Annotated in this window: 18 protein-coding genes; 9 read left to right on the forward strand and 9 right to left on the reverse strand. The window is 73.3% G+C overall.

The features are described from left to right. The first annotated feature begins 29 nt into the window (after positions 1-29). The gene (locus tag ACQEUX_RS15215) at positions 30-815 is read left to right on the forward strand and encodes an amino acid ABC transporter permease (protein WP_433047368.1); all 786 of its coding nucleotides are present in this window, start codon (positions 30-32) and stop codon (positions 813-815) included. After that, positions 812-1555, forward strand: a complete 744-nt coding sequence (locus tag ACQEUX_RS15220; RefSeq protein WP_433047371.1) for an amino acid ABC transporter ATP-binding protein — start codon at positions 812-814, stop codon at positions 1553-1555. Before ACQEUX_RS15215 ends, ACQEUX_RS15220 begins: the two co-directional genes overlap by 4 nt. A 28-nt stretch (positions 1556-1583) precedes the next feature. On the opposite strand, the gene ACQEUX_RS15225 is transcribed toward ACQEUX_RS15220, so the two are convergent. Together ACQEUX_RS15225 and ACQEUX_RS15230 are read right to left on the reverse strand one after the other, a co-directional pair. After that, complete coding sequence (locus ACQEUX_RS15225; RefSeq protein ID WP_433047374.1) at positions 1584-3158, reverse strand: Na+/H+ antiporter; 1575 nt, start codon at positions 3156-3158, stop codon at positions 1584-1586. A gap of 114 nt (positions 3159-3272) precedes the next feature. Further along, positions 3273-6596 carry a BTAD domain-containing putative transcriptional regulator gene (locus ACQEUX_RS15230; protein ID WP_433047377.1) on the reverse strand — a complete coding sequence of 1108 codons (3324 nt, stop codon included), beginning with the start codon at positions 6594-6596 and terminating at the stop codon, positions 3273-3275. Between the two features lie 138 nt (positions 6597-6734). Here ACQEUX_RS15230 and ACQEUX_RS15235 point away from each other — a divergent pair, with 138 nt between their 5' ends. The 3 genes from ACQEUX_RS15235 to ACQEUX_RS15245 all read left to right on the forward strand — a co-directional run bounded on the left by ACQEUX_RS15235 (position 6735) and on the right by ACQEUX_RS15245 (position 8809). Further along, entirely contained in the window at positions 6735-7613 is an 879-nt protein-coding gene (locus tag ACQEUX_RS15235) for an alpha/beta fold hydrolase (RefSeq protein ID WP_433047380.1), read from the forward strand. Between the two features lie 354 nt (positions 7614-7967). Next, positions 7968-8417 carry a hypothetical protein gene (locus ACQEUX_RS15240; protein WP_433047383.1) on the forward strand — a complete coding sequence of 150 codons (450 nt, stop codon included), beginning with the start codon at positions 7968-7970 and terminating at the stop codon, positions 8415-8417. Then, positions 8414-8809 (forward strand): hypothetical protein, encoded by a 396-nt coding sequence (locus ACQEUX_RS15245; RefSeq protein ID WP_433047386.1) that lies wholly within the window; start codon positions 8414-8416, stop codon positions 8807-8809. Before ACQEUX_RS15240 ends, ACQEUX_RS15245 begins: the two co-directional genes overlap by 4 nt. A gap of 40 nt (positions 8810-8849) precedes the next feature. Here the strand turns inward: ACQEUX_RS15245 and ACQEUX_RS15250 are convergent, their stop codons facing one another. From ACQEUX_RS15250 to ACQEUX_RS15260, 3 genes are all read right to left on the reverse strand, one after another. Then, on the reverse strand, positions 8850-11018 hold the full coding sequence (locus tag ACQEUX_RS15250) for a hypothetical protein (RefSeq protein WP_433047389.1): 2169 nt from the start codon (positions 11016-11018) through the stop codon (positions 8850-8852). Next, the gene (locus ACQEUX_RS15255) at positions 11011-11214 is read right to left on the reverse strand and encodes a hypothetical protein (RefSeq protein WP_433047392.1); all 204 of its coding nucleotides are present in this window, start codon (positions 11212-11214) and stop codon (positions 11011-11013) included. The genes ACQEUX_RS15250 and ACQEUX_RS15255 overlap by 8 nt, the downstream gene beginning before the upstream one ends. Positions 11215-11335: 121 nt before the next feature. Beyond that, positions 11336-12283, reverse strand: coding sequence for an SDR family NAD(P)-dependent oxidoreductase (locus tag ACQEUX_RS15260; RefSeq protein WP_433047395.1), 948 nt, complete (start codon positions 12281-12283; stop codon positions 11336-11338). A gap of 131 nt (positions 12284-12414) precedes the next feature. Here ACQEUX_RS15260 and ACQEUX_RS15265 point away from each other — a divergent pair, with 131 nt between their 5' ends. Further along, positions 12415-13251, forward strand: coding sequence for a helix-turn-helix domain-containing protein (locus tag ACQEUX_RS15265; RefSeq protein WP_433047398.1), 837 nt, complete (start codon positions 12415-12417; stop codon positions 13249-13251). Between the two features lie 10 nt (positions 13252-13261). Here ACQEUX_RS15265 and ACQEUX_RS15270 read toward each other — a convergent pair whose 3' ends face one another. The 4 genes from ACQEUX_RS15270 to ACQEUX_RS15285 form a co-directional block, all read right to left on the reverse strand. Then, positions 13262-14029 (reverse strand): TetR/AcrR family transcriptional regulator, encoded by a 768-nt coding sequence (locus ACQEUX_RS15270; RefSeq protein ID WP_433047401.1) that lies wholly within the window; start codon positions 14027-14029, stop codon positions 13262-13264. Positions 14030-14090: 61 nt separating this feature from the next. Further along, positions 14091-14438: a hypothetical protein gene (locus tag ACQEUX_RS15275; protein WP_433047404.1), complete on the reverse strand. Its 348-nt coding sequence runs from the start codon at positions 14436-14438 to the stop codon at positions 14091-14093. Between the two features lie 195 nt (positions 14439-14633). Further along, the gene (locus ACQEUX_RS15280; RefSeq protein WP_433047407.1) at positions 14634-16265 is read right to left on the reverse strand and encodes an MFS transporter; all 1632 of its coding nucleotides are present in this window, start codon (positions 16263-16265) and stop codon (positions 14634-14636) included. Then, positions 16262-16957, reverse strand: a complete 696-nt coding sequence (locus ACQEUX_RS15285) for an SDR family NAD(P)-dependent oxidoreductase (protein WP_433047410.1) — start codon at positions 16955-16957, stop codon at positions 16262-16264. Before ACQEUX_RS15285 ends, ACQEUX_RS15280 begins: the two co-directional genes overlap by 4 nt. A gap of 163 nt (positions 16958-17120) precedes the next feature. On the opposite strand from ACQEUX_RS15285, the gene ACQEUX_RS15290 reads away from it, so the two are divergent. From ACQEUX_RS15290 to ACQEUX_RS15300, 3 genes are all read left to right on the forward strand, one after another. Next, entirely contained in the window at positions 17121-18410 is a 1290-nt protein-coding gene (locus ACQEUX_RS15290) for a sensor histidine kinase (RefSeq protein WP_433047413.1), read from the forward strand. Continuing rightward, positions 18398-19063 (forward strand): response regulator transcription factor, encoded by a 666-nt coding sequence (locus ACQEUX_RS15295; protein WP_433047416.1) that lies wholly within the window; start codon positions 18398-18400, stop codon positions 19061-19063. The genes ACQEUX_RS15290 and ACQEUX_RS15295 overlap by 13 nt, the downstream gene beginning before the upstream one ends. Positions 19064-19163: 100 nt before the next feature. Further along, positions 19164-20225: a Gfo/Idh/MocA family oxidoreductase gene (locus ACQEUX_RS15300; RefSeq protein WP_433047419.1), complete on the forward strand. Its 1062-nt coding sequence runs from the start codon at positions 19164-19166 to the stop codon at positions 20223-20225. Positions 20226-20286 lie beyond the last annotated feature (61 nt).

Raw genomic sequence — 20286 nt, forward strand, 5'->3', positions numbered from 1 at the left:
AGCGAGCAGGGCGGTAGGAGAGGCGACCGATGGATCCGTTGAGCACCCTGTGGGAGACCTTCTTCGACTGGGACGCGATGCGCGAGGCGCTGCCCGAGATGCTGACCGTCGGGTTGCCGAACACGCTGATCCTGGCGGTCTCCGCCGCCCTGCTCGGCTCGGTGCTGGGCCTGCTGCTCGCCGTCGCCGGCATCTCCCGCAGCCGGTGGTTGCGCTGGCCGGCGCGGGTCTACACCGACGTGTTCCGGGGGCTACCGGCAGCGGCGACCATCCTGCTGATCGGCGTCGGGTTGGCGCCACTGGGCATGCAGGTCTGGGGACCGGACCCCTACCCGCTGGGAATCCTGGCGCTGTCGCTCATCGCGGCCGCGTACATCGGGGAGATCTTCCGCTCCGGCATCCAGTCGGTGGAGGCCGCCCAGTTGGAGGGCGCCCGCGCGCTCGGCTTCTCCTGGGCCGACGCGATGCGACTGGTGATCATTCCGCAGGGCATCCGGCGGGTGCTGCCGGCCTGGGTCAACCAGCTCATCGCGCTGATCAAGGACTCCAGCCTGGTCTACTTCCTCGGCCTGGTGGCGAGCCAGCGCGAGCTGTTCCGGATCGGGCAGGACTACGCGGCCACCACCGGCAACGAGTCGGCGCTGCTACTGGCGGGGCTCTTCTACCTGGCACTGACCGTCCCGCTGACGCACGTCGTCAACTGGATCGACCGGCGGCTGCGCAACGGTCGGCCCGCCACCGCACCGTCCGACGAGGACGACGAGGACGACAGCCCGTCGGCGCTGTCCGCCACGACGGAAGGGAACCGGCGATGACCACCGGCACGACCACCTCGGTCAGCCTCGACGTACGCGACGTGCACCTCGCGTTCGGCCCGAACCGGGTGCTGCGCGGCGTCGACCTCACGGTGCCGCGCGGCGCGACGGCCTGCGTGATCGGCCCGTCCGGGTCGGGCAAGTCCACCCTCCTGCGCACCATCAACCGACTGATCGAGCCGGATCGCGGCGACGTGCTGCTGGACGGGCGCAGCGTCCTGAGCGACGACCCGGACGCGCTGCGGCAGCGGGTCGGCATGGTGTTCCAGCAGTTCAACCTCTTCCCACACATGAGTGTGCTGCGCAACGTCACCCTCGCGCTGCGCCGGCTCCGCAAGCTCGGCGAGGACGAGGCGGAGTCCGTCGCCCGGGCCCAACTGGAGTTGGTGGGCCTGGCCGCCAAGGCCGACGTGCGACCCGCGCAGCTCTCCGGTGGTCAGCAGCAGCGGGTGGCGATCGCGCGGGCGCTGGCGCTGCGGCCCGAGGTGATGCTCTTCGACGAGGCGACCTCGGCGCTCGACCCGGAGCTGGTCAAGGGCGTGCTCGGAGTGATGGCCGACCTGTCCGCGGCGGGCATGACCATGGTGGTGGTCACCCACGAGATGGGCTTCGCGCGGCAGGTCGCCGACACGGTCGCCTTCATGGACCGGGGCGTGGTGCTGGAGGCCGGCCCACCCGAGGCGATCTTCGAGCGGGCCGGGCACCCTCGGCTTCGCCGGTTCCTCGCCCAGGTGCTCTGAGCCGCGCCGGCCGGCGCGCCGCTGACGATCACTCGTTGGGCCCGCGTCCCAGCAGCCGGATCTCCTCGTTGTCCAGTGCGGCCTGGATCTCCTGCAGCACAAGGTCGTCGATCTCCCGGTTGTCCCGCAGGCGGGTGACCTCGCGCCGCTTGTGAGCGAGGACGCGAAGGCGCAGTTGGCGCTCCAGGCGGCGCTCCTCGGCGGTACGCCCGCAGCTCTCGTCGACGTCCTCCAGGTGCCTCTGGTACTCGGCCTGCAACCGCCGCACCGACTCCTCCCGGGCACCGATCTCGGCGGCGATCTGGGGCAGAACGGCCAGGCCTGCCTCGGTCGCCCGCCGTCGGGCGTGCCGGGCCTCCTCGACGCGTTCGGGGTCGCCGGCCAGCCGGGCCCAGCGCACCACCAGCGGCAGGGTGGTGCCCTGGAGAAGCATGATGAGGATGATCACCAGTGCGGTGACGAAGATGATCAGGTCGCGTTCGACCACCGGTCGACCGGCGACCGTCACCGTCGGGACGGCCAGTGCTGCGGCCAGCGACACGGCGCCCCGGAAACCGGACCAGCCGGCGACGGTTCCCACCCGCCAGTTCGGCGGCCCCTGGCCCGGGTCCGTGATCCGGCGGCGCCGCAGCCTCGCGGTCTGCGCGGTCAGGTAGACGAAGGCAAGTCGGGTGCCGAGGACGACCAGGGTGACCACCAGCACGATCACCAGAGCCCGCTGGGGTGAGGTGCTGGTGATGCCCCGCACCGCCCGGGGTATCTGCGTGCCGAGCAGAACGAACAGCCCACCGTTGATCAGGAACGTGGAGAGGTCCCAGAAGGCGTACGCCAGCACCCGGGACCGGGCGCGGATCACCCGTGGGCCGGCGTAGGACAGCACCAGACCCGCGACCACCACGGCCAGCACGCCACTGGCGTGCACCAGATCGGCGAGCAGGAACGCGGCGAACGGCGTCAGTACACTCAACGCGCCCTCGCGCAACGGGTCGTCGAGCCGCTTGCGGACCAGCACCACGGCGGCCCCGACCAGCAGACCGGCGACCACACCACCGACACTGGCCCCGACGAACTCCTCGCCGATGCCCAGCATGCCCGGCTGTGCGGCGCCGGTGAGCAGGCCCACGGTCACCGCGAAGATCACCAGGGCCGTACCGTCGTTGATCAGGCTTTCCGCGTGCAGGGTGGTGAGGAGTTTGCGAGGCAGCCGTTTGGCCAGGCCGGTGACCGCGGCGGCGTCGGTCGGTGCGAGAACCGCGCCGAGCACCCAGGCGGCGGCGGGGTTCACCCCGAACGCCTGCGCGGTGAACGACACCGTGACCATGGTGAGCACCACCAGCACCACGGCGAGCAGCCCGATCACCGGCAGGTTGGCCCTGATCTCGCGCAGGCTGATGGTGAGGCTCTCCCGGTACAGGATGGCCGGCAGGAAGATCAGCAGCACCAGTTCCGGTTCCAGGGTGAGCTCGGACAGCGGTGGCGCGAGCCCGAGCAGCACCCCGAACACGATGAGCAGGACCGGCGGGGCGACCCGGTACCGACCGCCGAGGGTGGTGCCGACGATGACGGTGACGCCCAGCACCACGATCAGGATGAGCACCTCCACGGCGCACTCCCCTCGATCGTCCGCCGACGGTGGACACGCCGGTGGTTCCATCTGACCCCACCCGCCGGTTGGTTCCCCCGAAAACCGGCAAGTCGCCGTGGGCGGGGAGCGGCGTCAGGACGAGGGGACGGCGGCGCGGCCCCGGGCGGTGACCGCGCGGGCGGCACGCAGGTGCCCGGCCGCTTCCTCGTCACGGCCCATCGCCCCGGCCAGGTCGGCGAGGTGCCCGGCCACCGGGCCGACGGTGAGCACCCCGCTGCCTGCGGCCACTTCGCCGGCGGCCGGCAGCAGCTCGACGTAGACCCGTTGCATCGTGACCCGGTCATCGAGGACGCGCGCCGCCCGGCCGACGAGGCAGAGTCGCACCTCCCGCAACAGATCGTGCGGCCCGTCCGGAAGAGTCCGCACGGCGGCTGCGGCAGCGTCCCGGTCGTTCTCGGCGAGCAGCAGGAGGGGCCGGACCCACGGCTCGTGCGGACCCCAGTCCAGGCCCGCCCAGTCCACACCGCCGGGCCCGGGGATCGGCCGGTCCGCACCGCCCGGCCCGGGCATCGGCCGGTCGCCGCCAGCGGCCTCGGCCAGACGCAGGCCGAGCAGGGCGAGCGGGAGCAGCCCGCGGGTCAGGCCGGGCATGTCGTCAGCGGTCAGCCGATCGGCGGCCGCCCGGTACGCGTCGGCAGCCGCGGACGACTCGCCGTCCAGCGCCAGGCGCAGCGCGGCGTACCACCGGGTGAAGACGCCGACCAGCGGCAGCTCGTACCGTTCGGCGAGGCGGTCGGCGGCGCGGGCGTGCGCGTCGGCGCCGGGCCGATCGGCCAGCGCGCAGCCTGCCTGGACCAGAACGAGATGGCCGAGCACCTCGAAGGTCACCAGCTGGTGCCGGGCGGCCAGGTCGACCAGTTCGGCGCCGATCCGGGCCCGTTCGGCAGCCAGACCGACGCGCTGGAAGGCGTGCATGAAGCGGGCGTTGAGCGCGAAGGCCAGCAGCCCAGGGTCGCCGACGGTCCGGGCGATCGTCTCGGCCTCGTCCGCCGCCCGGCGGCCACGATCGGTGGTGGTGCCCCGCAACTCCAGCGCGAGGGTGCTCAGCAACCGGCTGCGCTGCGCCGAGCCGGTCGAGCCGAGAGCGGTCAGGGCGTGCTCGGCTGATCGGACGATCTGCCCCGAGAGCAGGTCGTCGTCGTTGCGCGTCCAGATGGCGGGCACGTCGAAGCCCGCCAGCACCTCCTCGACCAGCAGGGGGTTGCCGACGGACTCGGCGGCGGCGATCGCCTCCGCTCGCCGCCTCCGCGCCTCGGCCAGCCGGCCCGTCACGGCCAGCGCGCGTCCCAGACCGAGCAACGCGGACAGCCGCTCGCGCTGCTCGACGCCACCGGCGCGGTCGTACGCGTCGATCGCCTGCCCCCACAACCGGGCCGCCTCGTGCGGGTTACCGCCCCGTTCGGCCTGCTCGGCGGCCGTGCGGGCGTACGCCGCGGCGCGGCCGGCGGCGACCGGTCCACCCGCGTGCAACAGGTGGTGCGCGAGCGCGGCGGGCTCGATGGGATCGCGTTGTCGCAGCACCTCGGCCACGGCCGCGTGCCAGGCGGCGCGGCGGGGCCCGGACAGGTCGGCGTAGAGCGTGTCGCGGACCAGGATGTGGGTGAAGCGCAGCCGACCGTCGATCTCGCGCTCGGTGAGGAAGCCGGCCTGCAGGGCACGGTCCACGGCGTCCAGCACGGTCGCGGAGTCACCGGCCAGCGCGCTCAGCACCTCCGGGTCGAGGTCCCGACCGAGCACGGCCGCCTGCCGCAGCACGGTACGCGTCGGCGCGGGCAGCTGCGCCAACCGGTGCCGGATCACGTCGCGCACCCCGGGTGGCACCGCCGCCAGTGCCGCCTCCCCCTGGCCCGCGTACAACTGGGCCAGCTCGCGGACGAAGAACGGGTTGCCGCCGCTGCGGTGGTGGATCAACCGGGTGGTGGCCGGGTCCAGTTCCGCCCCGACGACGGCGCGGGCCAACTCGCCGGTCGCCGGCGCGGACAGCCCGGCGAGATACTCCCGGATCGGTTCCAGCCCGGCGGCGCGGGCCAGGGCGGCGGTCAGCTCCGGGCTGATCTCGGTGGCCCGGTAGGTGCCGAGGACCAGCACCGGCCCGGTGGCCGGTTGCGGGCCGGTGAGCAGGGCGGTCAGCAGGTCCAGGGTGTCACCGTCGGCGCGGTGCAGGTCGTCGAGGACCAGGAGCACCGGCCCACGGTCGGCGACCGCCGAGACCAGCGACGCCACCGCCCGGTGTCGGCGGAACCGTGTCCCGGCGGGGTCAGCCGAGCCGTCGGCCGGCCCGGCGGCCTCGATGGCGTCGGCCGGCCCAGCGAGCGCGTCGGTGACCTGGGTCCACGGCCAGGCCGCCGGGGCGCCCTCGTACTCCGGGCTTCGTCCCCACGCCGTGGTCCAGCCCTCGGCGGCGAGCCGACGGGTCAGGGTCTCGGCCATCGCGGTCTTGCCGGCACCCGGGTCACCGCTGAGAAGTGCGAGGGTGGGCCGGCTGCGTCGGGACGCGGCCTCGGCGGCCCGCCGCAGCCGGTCCAGTTCCGCGTCGCGGCCGACGAACGGGCGCCGCCGCGTGCCCAATCCGGCGAGGTTGGTGGTGGCGGCACCTTCGAGGGCCGGGGTGAGGTGCGGCGCCTGGGCCAGGATGTCCCCTTCCAGCCTCCGCAGCTCGGGCCCCGGGTCCACGCCCAACTCGGTCACCAGGACGCTCCGGGCCTCGCGCAGCGCGGCCAGCGCGTCGCCCTGCCGGCCGGCGCGGTACCGGGCCACCGCGAGCAGCCGCCAGGCGTCCTCGCGCAGCGGATGTCTGGCCAGGTGGGCCGGCAGGTCGGCGGCGGCCTCGTCCGGCCGGCCCAACGCCAACAGCGCCTCCGCACGCCGCTCGACGGCGAGCGACCGCAACTCGTCCAGGCGGTTGATCTCCGCGACCGCCCAGGCCTCGTTCGCGCAGTCGGCGTACGCCGGCCCGCGCCAGAGCCCGAGTGCCATGTCCAGCGCGGCCAGGGCCGGCGCGGGACGTCCCGCCGCCAGCAGCCGGCCCGTCTCGCCGACCGCCGCCTCGAACTGTCCGGCGTCCACCGCGTCCGGGCCGGCCCGCAGCACGTACCCGGGTGGCTCGGTGACCAGGATCCGGGGCGGCTGCCGGGGCGGTCGATCGGGCTCCAGGGCCCGGCGCAGGTCGGCGACGAAGGTCCGGATCGCGCCCACCGCGCCGTCCGGCGCGACCTCCCACAGGTCGTCGACGAGACGATCCACCGGCACCACCCGACCGTGCGCGATCAACAGCCGGGCCAGCACCAGGCGCTGCCGGTGCCCCCGAAGCGGGACCGGGCCGCGCGCGGTCGCGGCGGTCACCGGCCCGAGTACGCCGAAGGTCACCGCGACCGGCGCCGTCAGCTCCCTGGTCATGGCATCAATCTAGGCGCGTCGGTCGGCCCGTACTGATTCGACGCTGACCGTCTGCTGATCACCAGCCGGCAGGCTCGACGACGTACGACGGCGACGGGCCACCGCCCCAGCCGGAACTGCTCACCAGGAAGGCTCCCCGTGGACCCCAGGATCAACGGATTCGACTACCGGCGCGTCACCGTCGCCGACGGTGTGACGCTCAACGCCGCCGTGGGCGGTTCCGGGCCGGCGATCGTGCTGCTGCACGGCTTTCCGCAGACCCACCTCATGTGGCGGCACGTCGCGGCCGACCTGGCCGCCGACCACACCGTGATCTGCCCGGACCTGCGCGGCTACGGCGACAGCGACAAGCCCCTCGACACCGACGGCAACGGGTACGCCAAGCGCACCATGGCCGAAGACGTCGTGGCGCTGGCCGGCGCGCTCGGCCACGAGCGGTTCGCCCTGGCCGGGCACGACCGGGGTGCGCTGGTCGCGTTCCGCGCCGGTCTCGACCATCCGGCGGCGATCAGCCAGCTCGCGCTGCTCGACGTGCTGCCCACCCTCGACATGTGGGACGTGTTGCACGGCACCTCCGCCGCGATCGCCTTTCACCTGTACCTGATGGCGCAGCCGCCCGGTCTGCCCGAGGAGCTGATCGGCGCCAGCCCCGACGCCTTCTTCGGTCATTTCCTGGACGTCTGGACCCGTGACCCGGCGGCGCTGCCGGCGGACGTACGGGCCGTGTACCTGCGTGCGTCCCGGAACGCGGTCACCTCGATCGTCGCCGACTATCGGGCGTCGGCCGGGATCGATGTCGCCCACGACACCGCCGACCGGGCGGCCGGTCGTCAGCTGCGGATGCCGGTGACCGTGCTGCAGCAGGACTGGGGCGCGGCGCTGGGCTATGACGCAGCCGGAGTGTGGCGGGCCTGGGCGCCGGACCTGGAGCACCGGACGGTCACCTGCGGGCACTTCATGGCCGAGGAGGCGCCGGCCGAGGTGGTTCGCGCGCTGCGCGCCCTGCTCGCCCGCTGATCGATCGGCGGCCCGACCACGCCAATCACCCTGGGTAAGATATCCGACATTTCTCGTCGTGGGTGATCTGGCCGGTCGGGCCGCCGCACTCCGTCGACCTACCGCTCATCCCACGCACAATAAGGCCCTGACCTGCGGATATGCGACCTTACACCAGGTGGACGCTAAGGGGTCATCGGTGATACACAGGCAGATATCGGCAGCCAACGGTGGCAGGCCGGCCACCTCCTCGACCATCGCCCGTTCTCCGTACCGCCGCCCACGGGCTCCGCCGCCGGACCTCATTCCGGTGGCGACTCTGCACACGGCACCGGCCACCGATCGCTGGCGATGGTCTTCGACCAGGGAGTTGCCGTGGGATATCTGCGTATCCGGTCCCGCCATCAGCCGTACGAGGTGGCTGTCCTCGTCGCGGCACCGGTCTGCGGCGTTCTGATGTTGACCCTCAATGTCCGGCCGATCTCCGTTCAGACGTCCATGCCGACGCCTGTCCAGGTCGCCTGGGAGATCGGTCTGATCGCGGTGGGTGTGGGCGGGTTGCTGGGCATCCTGTGGCCCGGCCGGCTCTCCACCGGGCTCGGCATCGAACTCGCGTCGGTCCTGCAACTCGGCACGATCACCGGGATGTACGCGGTGGCCCTGGTGGCCATGTCGGGCCGACAGTCCGTCGCCGCGACGTCGTTCATCCTCGCGGTGACCGTCGGATCGCTGTGGCGGGCGGCGCAGATCGCCGTCGACCTGCGCCGTCTGGCCCGGGCCTGCGAAGGCGTGAGCATCGAACAACTACAGGGGAGCGTTCCGTGATTACCTCACCGGCGCCCGCCGCACCACCCTGGGTGCAGGTCGCGCTCAGTGTGTTCGGCATCCTCGGCGGCTCGACCGGTCTGGCCGCCATCGCCACCGTCGTGGTGCAGCGGGGAAAGTTCAAGGCCGACGCGGCCGACACTCTCACCGAGGCGGCCCTGACCCTGGTGCAGCCGTTGCAGACCCGGATCACCGAGTTGGAGGGCGAGGCGCTGCACGCCCGCTCGGAGCTGGGGATTCTGCGCGAGCAGGTCAACCAGTTGCAGTTCGTCGTCCGGGTGCTCACCCGGACACTGGACCGCTGGAGGGCCGCGATCCGCGCGCCCGACGCCACCCTGCGCAAGGTCCGCGCGACCGTGGCGGAGACCGACCGGTCGCTCGAGAATACTTGATCGGCGCCGCCCAACGGTCTGGTCCCGCAGCCACGGCACCTCAGTGGGAGCCACGGAGACGGGCGGCGAGTTCACTCACGGCCGCCCGGAAATCGGGGTCCGACTCGCCCGGATGGTGGCCGCGCACGGGCGGTGGACGGCGCTCCCCCGGCGGCGGCAGCAGGTCCCGTGGGTCCCGCAACCGCCGGTCGACCCGGTCGGCCGGGTCGGCAGGGTCCGGCGGCGGATCGCCGGGTCGGTGCGCGGCGAAGATCCAACCACCGACGGGGTCGGTGTCCCGCCACAGGTTGAGCCACCGCCACCCGACCCGCTGCCCCACCTCGCGCAGCACCTCCTCGTTGAGATACGCCGGGAAGAGCCGGGCGTACAGGCGGTCCAGCGGCGACCCGTAGGTGAGCAGAGCGACCCGCTGACGCACCTGCGGGGGCAGCCGCAGCACCGCGAGGGCCAGCAGCACCGAGCCGTGGCTGTGCCCGCAGAGCAGCACTCCGGTGTGTCGCGCGGCCAGTTGGCTGATCCGGTCGGCCAGCTCCGGCACCGCGCGGTCGGCGTAGCTCGCGGGCGCGAACGGGTGGGCGGCCCGGGGCCAGAAGGTGCCCAGGTCCCACAGGATCCCGACGTGCCGACGGAACCAGGCCGTCCGGTAGGCGAAAACACCAGCCGCCAGCAGCGCGAGGAGCACCGCGGCGACGAGGTAGGCGCCCCCCGCCAGCCCCATTCCGACAGCTCCGGCCGGCAGCCCGACGAACTGCCACGCCAGCTCGTCCGGTTCACGCCCGGTCCCCCCGAGCAGACTCGTGGCCAGCCCGATCACCGCGAGAGCCGCGTACGTGGCGGCCAGCAGGCTCAGCCACTCGGTGAACCGCGCCCGAGCGACGGCCTTCGTGACCCGCCGGAGCCGCCCAACCGCCTCCATCGGAACGGCCGGGAAGTCGCGGGTGATGATCGCCGCCGCCGCGCGGCGCCGACGTCGCTGCGACAGGAGGGTCATCGCACCGCACAGCAGCACCGCCGCGACCACGTGCAGGAAGAAGGCCAGCAGCGTCCAGCGGTACGGCAGCGGCGGTCCACCGGTACCGCGGTAGCCGCCGAGCAGCTCCCCCGTCTGATAGACCAGGCCGGCGGAGAGCGCGCCGGCCAGGCCGACCGCGAGGGCCGCGATGACCGCCGCGCCCAGTCCGCTCGGCAGGGCGGACCGGCCGCCCGCACGACCGGGGTGCCACAGCACCAACCCGCTGAGCACCACCAGCAGTGCCATCTGGCCGAACAGCGTCCCACCCGCGATCCCGTCGTAGCCGGGGAGCCCGGCTGACGATGGCCAGCCACGCTCGTCGCGTGCGACGGTGACGAGGGTCGCCACCGTCAGACCGGCCGCCGCCACGCCCGTCGCGCGGGCGCTCCGGGTGGCCGTTCGCGCGGTCGCCGCCCGGTCGATCAGCCCCGGGGCGGCGAGCAGGCCGACGCAGGCCAGCAGCACCGCCGCACTGAACGCCAGCAGCAGCGTCGTCCCGAGCGTCGCGCCGCCGGCGCGACGGGCCGTGAGCAGCATGAGATTGAGGACGGCGAGCGCGGCGGCGACGTGGATCGCCCGCAGCCGCCCGACCAGCGGCTCCACGGCCCACAGCGGGTTGCCGGCCGGGCGGGACCGACGGGTGCCGAGCAGCCGGAGGAACGCGAGGGCGGCGATCGGCAGCAGCGCCAGCACGGCCAACCGCTGCCCGACGGGCCGGCCGTCGAGCCCGATCATCGTGTCGAAGGGTGCGCGGCAGCGGCCCAGGCCGAGACACCGCCAGGCGATCAGGTCGAGGGCGACCCCGGCGACGGAGACCACGTACAACACGGTGAGGTTGAGCGCGAGGAGCCGGCACAGCACGGTGACCCTGGCGGCGCTGCGGCGATCCGTCGGCCGCATCCACACCGCCACGTTGCTGAGCATGAACGGCAGCAGGAAGACCATGGCGAGGGTCCGGGCCACGGTGCCCGAGGGCAGGTCACCCCACCGGTACGCCTCGAGCGTCACCCCGTCCGCGTCGGTGTCGTCGGAGGCGTCGGCGCGGTGGAAGCCCCCGCGGTCGTCGCCGGCGACCTGCCTAACCTGTGCCCGGTCGAGGACGACCGCGGGCTGTGCCCCGGACACGCCGTGCACCCGCAACTCCACCACGTCGGGCCTTCGCGGTGGCTCGCCGTGGCGCCGTGTTCCCTCAGGCATCGCGGCAGCTACCCATGCCGCCGTTGGTCGGGCGCGTCGCCCACCAGCGCAGCCGGGCAAGGGAATACTCCAGCACCAGCGCGAGCGCCCAGAGCGCCTCGCGGGCCGGGGCGACGAACGCCCCGACCTCCAGGAACGACGTCCGGTGGGGGTTGTCCCGCCGCTGGAGCAGCCGCCCGGGGAGCCCGTTGGTCATCGCCCCCCTTCCCGGACGTCGCCTGCCGCACCAGTCGTACCACCCGGACGACCGGTCCCGGGCGGGTTCCACCAGGCCCCGCCGCGTCAATCAGCGGGCGTTGGCACACACCGGTGCACGGTCACCTGGTGCCCGCCGACGTCGGCGCGCTGGCCGCGAGCAGGCCGGTCGCCACATCCCAGAGCCGCTCGGCGTTGCCCGGATCGACCGCGTACGCCGCCACGCCGCTGTAGTCGGCGGGCCGCTCGGTGACGACCGGGGCCTGGGCGCAGTCCTCGAAGTAGCGACCGCCGACGCCCTCCAGCAACGGGGACGCGGCGAGCAGCACCGACGTGGCGGCCCCCTGCTGCGGGGTCTTCTGCCGTTCCTTCGGGGTACGCAGCCCACCGGTGTGCTTCTGCAGGCCGGTGGCGATCGCGCCCGGGTTCAACGCGTTGGCGTGGATGCCCTCGCCGGACCAGCGGCGGGTCGCCTCGACGGCGAGCAATGCCTCGGCGCTCTTGGACTGCCCGTACGCCAGCAGCGGGTCGTACGGCCGGAACGCGAAGTGCAGGTCGTCGAAGATCACCGGGGAGAAGAGGTTGCCGCTGGAGCTGACCGACACCACCCGGGCGCCGCCGGCAGCCGCGAGGGCGTCGTGCAGGCCGACGGTCAACGCGAAGTGCCCCATGAAGTTGGTGGCGAACTGCATCTCCCAGCCCTCGGCGGTGCGCTCCAGCTCGGGCAGCGCCATGATCCCCGCGTTGTTGACCAGGATGTGCAGCGGCTGGTCCCAGCCGGCGACGAACCGACGTACCGAATCCTGGTCGGCCAGGTCCAGCTCCCGGACGGTGACCCGGTTCGCGCCGATGCTGGCCGCGATGTCGGCCGCGGCCTGCTCGCCCGCGGCGGTCCGACGTACCCCGAGCACCACCTCGGCCCCGGCGGCGGCGAGCGAGCGGGCGGTCTCGACACCGATACCGGCGGCCCCGCCGGTGATGACGGCCCGCTTGCCGGTCAGGTCGACCCCGGCGACGACCTCGTCGGCGGTCGAGGCGAAACCGAAGGGAGTCCTGATCTGCTCTGTCATTGCTGCCCCGTCTCTCGATCACGCTTACCCAGACACTGTCACTCGGCCGGCGGGCGCTAGCCGGGTTCCTGGTTTTCCTGGTAGTGGCAGGACCAGGATGGGCGGCCCGTGAGCGCTCCTAGGATGGGCGGGTGAGCACGGCCGGCCCGCTCGGCGAATTCCTGCGTGCCCGGCGCGATCTGATCGGTCCGGGCGACGTCGGACTGCCCGCCCACGGCCGTCGGCGGGTGCCCGGTCTACGACGTGAGGAGCTGGCACTGCTCGCTGGTATCAGCGCCGACTACTACCTGCGACTGGAGCAGGGCCGTGACCGGCACCCGTCGACGCAGGTGCTCGACGCGTTGGCCCGGGCGCTGCGACTGGACGCGACCGCTACCGAGCACCTGCACGGCCTGGCCCGGCCGGCGCCGACCCGTCGCCCAGCCCCGCGGCCGGAGCGGGTGCCGGTGGGCATCCGGCAGCTCGTCGGCTCGTGGACCGGGACACCCGCCTTCGTGCACGGCAGGCACCTGGACGTGCTCTTCGCCAACCCCATGGCCACCGCGCTGGCGCCGATCTTCCGGGCCGGAGTGAACCTGCTGCGCGCGGTCTTCCTGGACCCGAGCGTGCCGACGCTCTACCCGGCCCTGACGGCGGTCGCGGCCAACGCGGTGGCCGGCCTGCGCGCACAGGTCGGCGCCGATGTCGACGACCCCCGGCTCACCGAGTTGGTCGACGAGTTGACGGCCGGCAGCGAGCGGTTTCGGCGGCTGTGGGCCCGGCACGACGTCACCGACCGCGCGGGCGGTGGATCACGGGTGTTCCAGCATCCCCGGGTGGGCGAGTTGGAGCTGCGCTACGAGAAGCTCGGCATCAGCGGCACCACCCAGTCGCTGATCGTCTATCACGCCGAGCCGGGCAGCCCGTCCGCGCGCTCGCTCGCGCGGCTGGCCCCGACGGCGGTGGGCAGCGCGGCCCAGTACCCCTGACCGGGCCGGGCTAGCCGGCGGTGGCCCGCTTGGCGACCACCACCGCGATCCCGTCGAGGACGCGTTGCAGGCCGAACTCGAAGGCGTACTCCGGCCCGTACGCGGCGCCGTGCTGCTGCCCGGCCGCGGTGCCGACCCGCGACGCGGTCGGGTAGCTGCCGGCCGTCATGAACGTCTCCAGCCAGGGCGCGTGCGACTGCCACCACTGGCCGTCGGTCATGCCGGTCTCACGCTCCAGGTCCACCAGCTCCGACGCGGCCCGCGCGGCGCTCTTCACGTGACCGAGGACGAGCGTGAGCACCGCGTCCATCTCGACGTCGGTGAGCCCGATGTCGACGACCGCACCGAGCTCGTAGTCGTACTTGGCGATCAGGTGCGGGCCGAGCACCGGCCGGGTCGTCTCGGCCCGCAGCATCCAGGGATGCCGCTGGTAGAGCGCCAGATTGTCGCGGGCGATCCGCTCCAGGCGGGCCCGCCAGTCTCCCTCGACGGCGGGGCGCGGCATCTCGCCGTACACGGTGTCGATCATGACGTCGACGAGTTCGGCCTTGCCCGGCACGTAGGTGTAGACCGACATGGTGCCGACACCCAGCGCCTCACCGACCCGGCGCATGGTCAGTGCGTCGAGGCCCTCGGCGTCGGCGATCTCGATCGCCGACCGGACGATCCGGTCGACACTGAGCCCGGGCCCGGCACTGCGGCTGGTCGGCTCCCGGGTGCGCCAGAGGATGGCCAGGCTGCGAGCCGGGTCCGCGGTCGCCTTGCGCTCACTCGCCATGGTGCGGCAATCCTAACAACGCGGGCGTACGCCGTACGCCGCGCTCCGGCCCGGCAGACGGTCAGTCGGTCGCCGGGGCGATCGATCGCAGCCAGCGGTAACCCGCCCCGAGCGTGGCCGCGAAGGCGATCACCACGGCGTACGACCAGGCGTCCGCGCCGGCGGTCAGGTCACCGAAGCGGTGGGCGAGGAAACCGACGAAGGTGGCCATGCCCAGCCCGGTCACCGCGGCGACCGCACGCAGATCGGCCACCACCGCCGCGTACGCCCCGGCGGCGACAGACATCACCAGCGTCCGGGCCGGCAGCTCCGCCGGGGAGAACAGCGCGCCCGCGAGCAGCGCCATGCCGATCATCACCACCCATCCGATCGCCACGCTGACCCCGGTCGGCGTCGACCCACCGACCATTGCGGTCCCTTGCTCCCGATCGACAACCACAGCACGCCTCCGGCGAGGGCGACGGCCCGTACCTCGGACCCGCCGAGGGCCATCGAAGCGTGGGGCATCCGGTGCCGGCGAGGGCGTTCACGCGTCTGCTACACGGATGGACGCGATTATGACGCCGCGTTCACACGCGTCCTCGACGGTCGCCACTCGGACCGGTCAGAGACCCTCGCGGGCGTCGGACAGTGCCGGACCGGCGGCGGCGGGCACCAGGTGTCGCACCTCCGGTCGGCCGTCGGTCAGCTCGCGGGCCCGTTCCTCGGCCTCGCGATCCTCGCCCGTCAACCGGCCGCCGTGCTGGCGCAGGTGCTCGTCCCAGGACGGCACGACGTACACCTCGACGAACCGGTCCGTCGTCTCGGCCGGCCGGAACAACCCCCAGCGCATCGCGCCGGTCCGCTGCCGCGCGCCGCGCACCAGGTCCATCGCCGCCAGGAACGGCTGTTCCCGCTCCGGGCGGACGGTGTACTGCACCATCACCAACACCGGTCCCACCCACGGGTCCGGCTCGCGCGCCAGGTGCAGTTCCGGCCAGTAGGAGGCCGGTTCGCGGTTCACCGACCGCAGGTCCGGCAACGGCCAGATCTGACTTGTCACGGTGCCGACCAGCATCAGCGCCGCCGCCACGAGGTAGGCGAGCAACAGCCCGCCCATGTCGGCCACCAACCCCCAGAGGAGCGCGCCGACGGCCTGCCCGCCGGCGAAACACACCTGGTAGACGGCCAGACCTCGGGCCCGTACCCAGGTGGGCAGGAAGAGCTGCATCTCGGCGTTGACGTTGGCCAGCACGGTCACCCAGGCCATCCCGGCGGGAAGCAGGGCGATGAGCACCAGCGGCACCACCCGCACGGTGCCGACCACGGTCAGCGCCACGGTGAACACCACCCCGGCGATCAGCAGGAGCTGGTTCGCCGACAACCGGGTGCGGATCACGGCCAGCAGCACACCACCCGCGATGGCACCCACCCCGAGGGCGGCCAGCAGCAGCCCGTACCCACCGGAGCCCAGCCCCAGCCGCCGGCTGGCCACCAGCGGCAGCAACGCCCACAGCGCGCTGGCCGGGACGACGAAGACCAGCGCGCGGCGCAACAGCCGGCGCACGGTCGGCGAGTGACGTACGTAGCGGCTACCGGCACGCAGCGCGGCGGTGAACCGCTCGGGCACCTCGACCGCGCGGGCGTTGCCGGGCCGCCAACGCCACAACGCGTACGCGAAGATCAGGAACGCGACGGCGTTGAGGCCGAAGACCGGGGCGACGCCGGCGCGGGCGATCAGCACGCCGGCCACCGCGGGCCCGACCGCCCGTGCCACGTTGACACTGATCGAGCCGAGCGCGGACGCCGACCGTAGCTGGCCCTGTGGCACCAGCTCCGGGATCACCGCCGCCCAGGCCGGCAGGGTGAGCGCCTGTCCGACCCCGAACGCGAAGGTGAGGGTGAGCAGCAGCGCCGGAGGCATCCGGTTGGTCAGGGTGAGCAACGTCAACGCCACCGCCACCGCCACCAGGAACAGCTGCACGGCGATCAGCAGGTGCCGGCGGTCGAAGTTGTCGGCCAGCACCCCGGCGGGCAACGCCAGCAGCAGCACCGGCAACAGGCTGGCGGTCTGCACCAGCGCGACCAGGGTGGAGGCGTTGGAGTGGTGGATCAGCAGCCACTGCGCGCCGACGGTCTGCATCCAGGTGCCGATGTTGGCGGCAAGCAGGGCCAGCCACAGGTTGCGGTAGACCGCCGTCCGCAGCGGCGCCCACGCCGAGGCCGGACGGTCGTCGGGCCCCGCTGCCGCCGTCACCACCGCCCGTCCGCGCGCAGCACGCGCTCACCGGAGACGTAGAGGTCGTCAGGTTCGAGCAGCAGCAACCGGACGACCTCGGGCGCGACCTGTTCGGGCAGGGCGTACACCTCGTCCAGGAACTCGGCACCGACCCGTTCCTGCAGGCGGGTCGGCATTGGCCCGGGATGTAGCTGCATCACCTTGACCCGGTTGCTGTGCTGGGCCTCGGCCAGGGAGTCGACCAGGCTGCTGCCGTAGCTCTTGGTGGCCCGATACACCGGGATGCCCGGTCGGGGCGCGGCCAACGCCAGCGCGCCGACGTACACCACGTTCCCGTGGCCCTGACGGTTCAGGTGCTCCACCGCCTCCCGGAGCAGGTACGTGATGCCCAGGACGTTGATCTCCACGGCCCGCCGGATGTGCTCCACCGGAAGGTCCATCAGGTCGCCGCCCGCCCACATCGACGCGCAGGCCGCCACCCCGTCGATCGTGCCGTAGCGCCCGACCACCTCGGCGAACCCGTCGCGGACCTGCTCGTAGGAGGAGACGTCACAGACCGCCCCGTCGCACCCCAGCTGATCGGTCGTCGCGGCGACCTCGGCCGGCACGTCGCCGAACACCACCACATGGTGCTCGTCGACCAGCAGCCGGGCCACCGCGAGGCCGAGCCCGCTGGTCCCGCCGACCACCACGAAGGTTCTGGCACCCATGTCTCTCCCGCCGCCGCCAGGACAGGCCACGCGCGTCGCGTGACGGCACGTTCTTCCCGTTTCCGAACCCCGCACACCCATTCGGCCGGTAGTGCTGGGCATACCTCGAAGAGTGGATTTGGACGGCTGGGGCGACCAGGTTGTCGCGATTAGCGTCTCCGGTATGACCCCGGAACCCCCTCGTCACCTGGCCGAGGCGCTGCGCCGCCGTGGCTGGCTGATCTCCGCCTGGCCATGGCGGGCGCTGGCCTACCTCGTCAGCACCGTGCCGATCGCGGGCCCGCTCGCCGTCGGGCTGCTCATCATCGGCGCACCCCTGCTGCCCGCCGTCAACGCCCTACTGCTGCACGACCGGCCACCCGGCATCGCGCTGCTGCTGTTCCTGGTGGCCGGCAGCGTCATCCTGGTGGCGCTGGCGCCGATCGTGAGCTACGGGGTGGCCGTCGTCGAGCGATGGCGGCTCAGGCTCGTCGACAGTCGCCCACTGCCCGCGTCGCCGTGGCCGGGCCTGGTCGCCCGCTACCGCAGCGCCGCGACCTGGCGGGAGGTGGCGTACCTGTTCTGGCTGGGCGGGTTCGCGCCGGTCGCGTACTGGGTCTTCCTGCTGCTGGTGCTGCTCGACCTCGGGATGGTCACCAGCCCCTGGCTGGTTGGCGACGCCGAACCGGTCGTCATCTGGCGCCCGATCGAAACCACCGGCGAGGCCATCCCGTACGCATTCGTGGCGGTGCTGCTTCTGCCGGTCCTGTGCTACGTGGCAGGTCTGCTCGCGGCCACCCAGGCCGCCGTAGCCCGGTGGGCACTGGCCTGGCCGGTCGACGCGACGGCGCTGCGCGAGGTCGCCCGGTCCCGCACCCGGCTGGTCGGCGCGTACGAGGCCGAACGCCGGCGCATCGAGCGCGACCTGCACGACGGCGCCCAGCCCCGGCTGACCAGCCTCACCCTCCAGCTGGGGCTGGCCCAGCTGGACGTACCCGAGGACTCCCCCGCCTCCCGACCGCTCGCGGTGGCGCACGACCAGGCCCGGGGCCTGATGGTGATGCTGCGGCAACTGGTGCACGGCATTCGACCGCAGAGCCTCACCGACCTCGGCCTGACCGGCGCCGTACGCGAGCTGGCCGACGCCGCCACCATCCCGGTCACTGTGCACGCCGACCCGCACGACGAGTTGCCGGAGATCGTGGAGACCACCGCCTACTTCGTGGTCTCCGAGGCGCTGGGCAACGTGGCCCGGCACGCCGGGGCGACTCGCGCCGGCGTACGCCTCACCCGGGCCGGCGGTGACCTCGTCGTCGAGGTGACCGACGACGGTCACGGCGGCGCCGACCCGGCCCGGGGCAGCGGCCTGACCGGGCTCGCCGACCGGGTCGCCGCCGTGGACGGCCGGCTGCTGCTGTCCAGCCCGCCCGGCGGCCCTACCCTGGTCCGGGTGGAGCTGCCGTGCCGTCGCTGACCCGGGTGGTGCTCGCCGAGGACGAGGTGCTGCTGCGCGAGGGTCTGGTCGCCCTGCTGACCCGCTTCGACTTCACCGTGTGCGCCGCCGTCGGGTCCGCGCCGGAACTGCTGGCGGCTGCCCGCGACCACCGACCGGACCTGGTGCTGACCGACATCCGGATGCCGCCGGGCCGCCGCGACGACGGGCTGCGCGCCGCCGTCGCGTTGCGCGCCGAGCGGCCCCACCTCCCGGTCGTGGTGCTCAGCCAGTACGTGCAGACCGGGTACGCGGCGGCGCTGCTGGACAGCGGCGACGGCCGGCGGGTCGGCTACCTGCTCAAGGACCGGGTGGCCGAGGTCACCGAGTTCGTCGACACGCTGCGGCGGGTCACCGCCGGCGGCACCGCCATCGACCCGGACGTGGTACGGCAACTCCTGCACCGCCCGCGTGATCCGCTCGCCGCGCTGTCCGCCCGGGAACGCGAGGTACTGGCGCTGCTGGCCGAGGGGCGTTCGAACGCGTCGATCGCCGGCCGACTGCACGTCAGCGAGGCGGCGGTCGGCAAGCACGTCGGCAACATCCTGCTGAAGCTCGACCTGCCGCCCAGCGACGACACCAACCGTCGGGTGCTCGCGGTCCTCACCTACCTGCGGGCCGACCCGGTGGGCTGACCAGCACCGGGCCGAAATCGGGCACGACCGCCCGGGGCGTAGATTCGATCAGCGGTACCGCTGTCACTCAGGGCGCGGACCGGGAAGACAGGGGTCAGGCATGGCGGAGGCGCTGCGGGTCGGTCTGCTGGGGTACGGGTTGGCAGGCCGGGTGTTCCACGCACCGCTGATCGCCGCGACCCCCGGGCTGCGTCTGGACGCCATCGTGACCCGCGATCCGCAGCGGCGCGAGCAGGCGCGACAGCACTTCCCGGACGCCCGCCTGGTCGACGACGCCGACGAGTTCTGGCGTACGCCGGACGCGTTGGACCTGGTCGTGGTGGCCACGCCGAACCGGCAGCACGTGCCGATGGCCCGGGCGGCGCTGGCCGCCGGGTTGCCGGTCGTCGTCGACAAGCCGCTGGCCGCGACGGCCGCGGAGGGCCGCGCGCTGATCGACGACGCGACCGAGCGTGGGGTGCCGCTCACGGTGTTCCAGAACCGGCGCTGGGATGGCGACTTCCTGACCGCCCGTCGCCTGGTCGAGCAGGGCGAGTTGGGGCAGGTGCTGCGCTTCGAGTCCCGGTTCGAGCGTTTCCGTCCGACGATCAAGCCGGGCTGGCGGGAGCTCGCTGGTCCCGAGGAGGCCGGCGGTGCCCTCTTCGACCTCGGCGCCCACCTCATCGACCAGGCGGTGCAGCTGTTCGGCCGGGTGGACCGCGTCTACGCGGAGGTGGACCGTCGCCGCGCGGGTGCGGCCGTCGACGACGACGCCTTCGTGGCGTTGACCCACGCCAACGGGGTGCACTCGCACCTGTGGATGGGCGCGGTGACCGCTCAACTCGGGCCCCGGCTGCGGGTGCTGGGTGACCGGGCCGGCTACACGACGTACGGGCTGGACGTGCAGGAGGCGGCCCTGCACGACGGCGGCCGACCGGACCAGCCGGGCTGGGGCGAGGTCCCGCCGGAGCGGTACGGCCTGCTCGGCGTCGACGGCGACCTGCGGCCGGTGCCGACCGAGCCCGGCGCGTACCAGAGCTTCTACGCGCAGGTGGCCGCGGCGCTGCGGGACGGCACGCCGATGCCGGTGGACCCACGGGACTCGGTCGCCACCGTCGAGTTGATCGAGTTGGCGCATCGGTCGGCGGCCGAGGGCGTGGTGCTGCCGGTCCCGAGCGCCTGACCGGCGCCGGCATCAGTGGTACCCGCCAGGGTGCGAGCGTGGGCGGTGATCGCGCCGCTGC

It is taken from the genome of Micromonospora sp. CA-259024 (assembly GCF_050936255.1).
Classification (GTDB): Bacteria; Actinomycetota; Actinomycetes; order Mycobacteriales; family Micromonosporaceae; genus Micromonospora.

Excerpts from the sequence above, each read along its gene's own strand:
- ACQEUX_RS15215 (WP_433047368.1), top strand. The coding sequence starts at position 30 with ATGGATCCGTTGAGCACCCTGTGGGAGACCTTCTTCGACTGGGACGCG.
- ACQEUX_RS15220 (WP_433047371.1), top strand. The coding sequence starts at position 812 with ATGACCACCGGCACGACCACCTCGGTCAGCCTCGACGTACGCGACGTG.
- ACQEUX_RS15230 (WP_433047377.1), bottom strand. The coding sequence starts at position 6,596 with ATGACCAGGGAGCTGACGGCGCCGGTCGCGGTGACCTTCGGCGTACTC.
- ACQEUX_RS15250 (WP_433047389.1), bottom strand. The coding sequence starts at position 11,018 with ATGCCTGAGGGAACACGGCGCCACGGCGAGCCACCGCGAAGGCCCGAC.
- ACQEUX_RS15255 (WP_433047392.1), bottom strand. The coding sequence starts at position 11,214 with ATGACCAACGGGCTCCCCGGGCGGCTGCTCCAGCGGCGGGACAACCCC.
- ACQEUX_RS15260 (WP_433047395.1), bottom strand. The coding sequence starts at position 12,283 with ATGACAGAGCAGATCAGGACTCCCTTCGGTTTCGCCTCGACCGCCGAC.
- ACQEUX_RS15270 (WP_433047401.1), bottom strand. The coding sequence starts at position 14,029 with ATGGCGAGTGAGCGCAAGGCGACCGCGGACCCGGCTCGCAGCCTGGCC.
- ACQEUX_RS15275 (WP_433047404.1), bottom strand. The coding sequence starts at position 14,438 with ATGGTCGGTGGGTCGACGCCGACCGGGGTCAGCGTGGCGATCGGATGG.
- ACQEUX_RS15285 (WP_433047410.1), bottom strand. The coding sequence starts at position 16,957 with ATGGGTGCCAGAACCTTCGTGGTGGTCGGCGGGACCAGCGGGCTCGGC.
- ACQEUX_RS15290 (WP_433047413.1), top strand. The coding sequence starts at position 17,121 with ATGACCCCGGAACCCCCTCGTCACCTGGCCGAGGCGCTGCGCCGCCGT.
- ACQEUX_RS15300 (WP_433047419.1), top strand. The coding sequence starts at position 19,164 with ATGGCGGAGGCGCTGCGGGTCGGTCTGCTGGGGTACGGGTTGGCAGGC.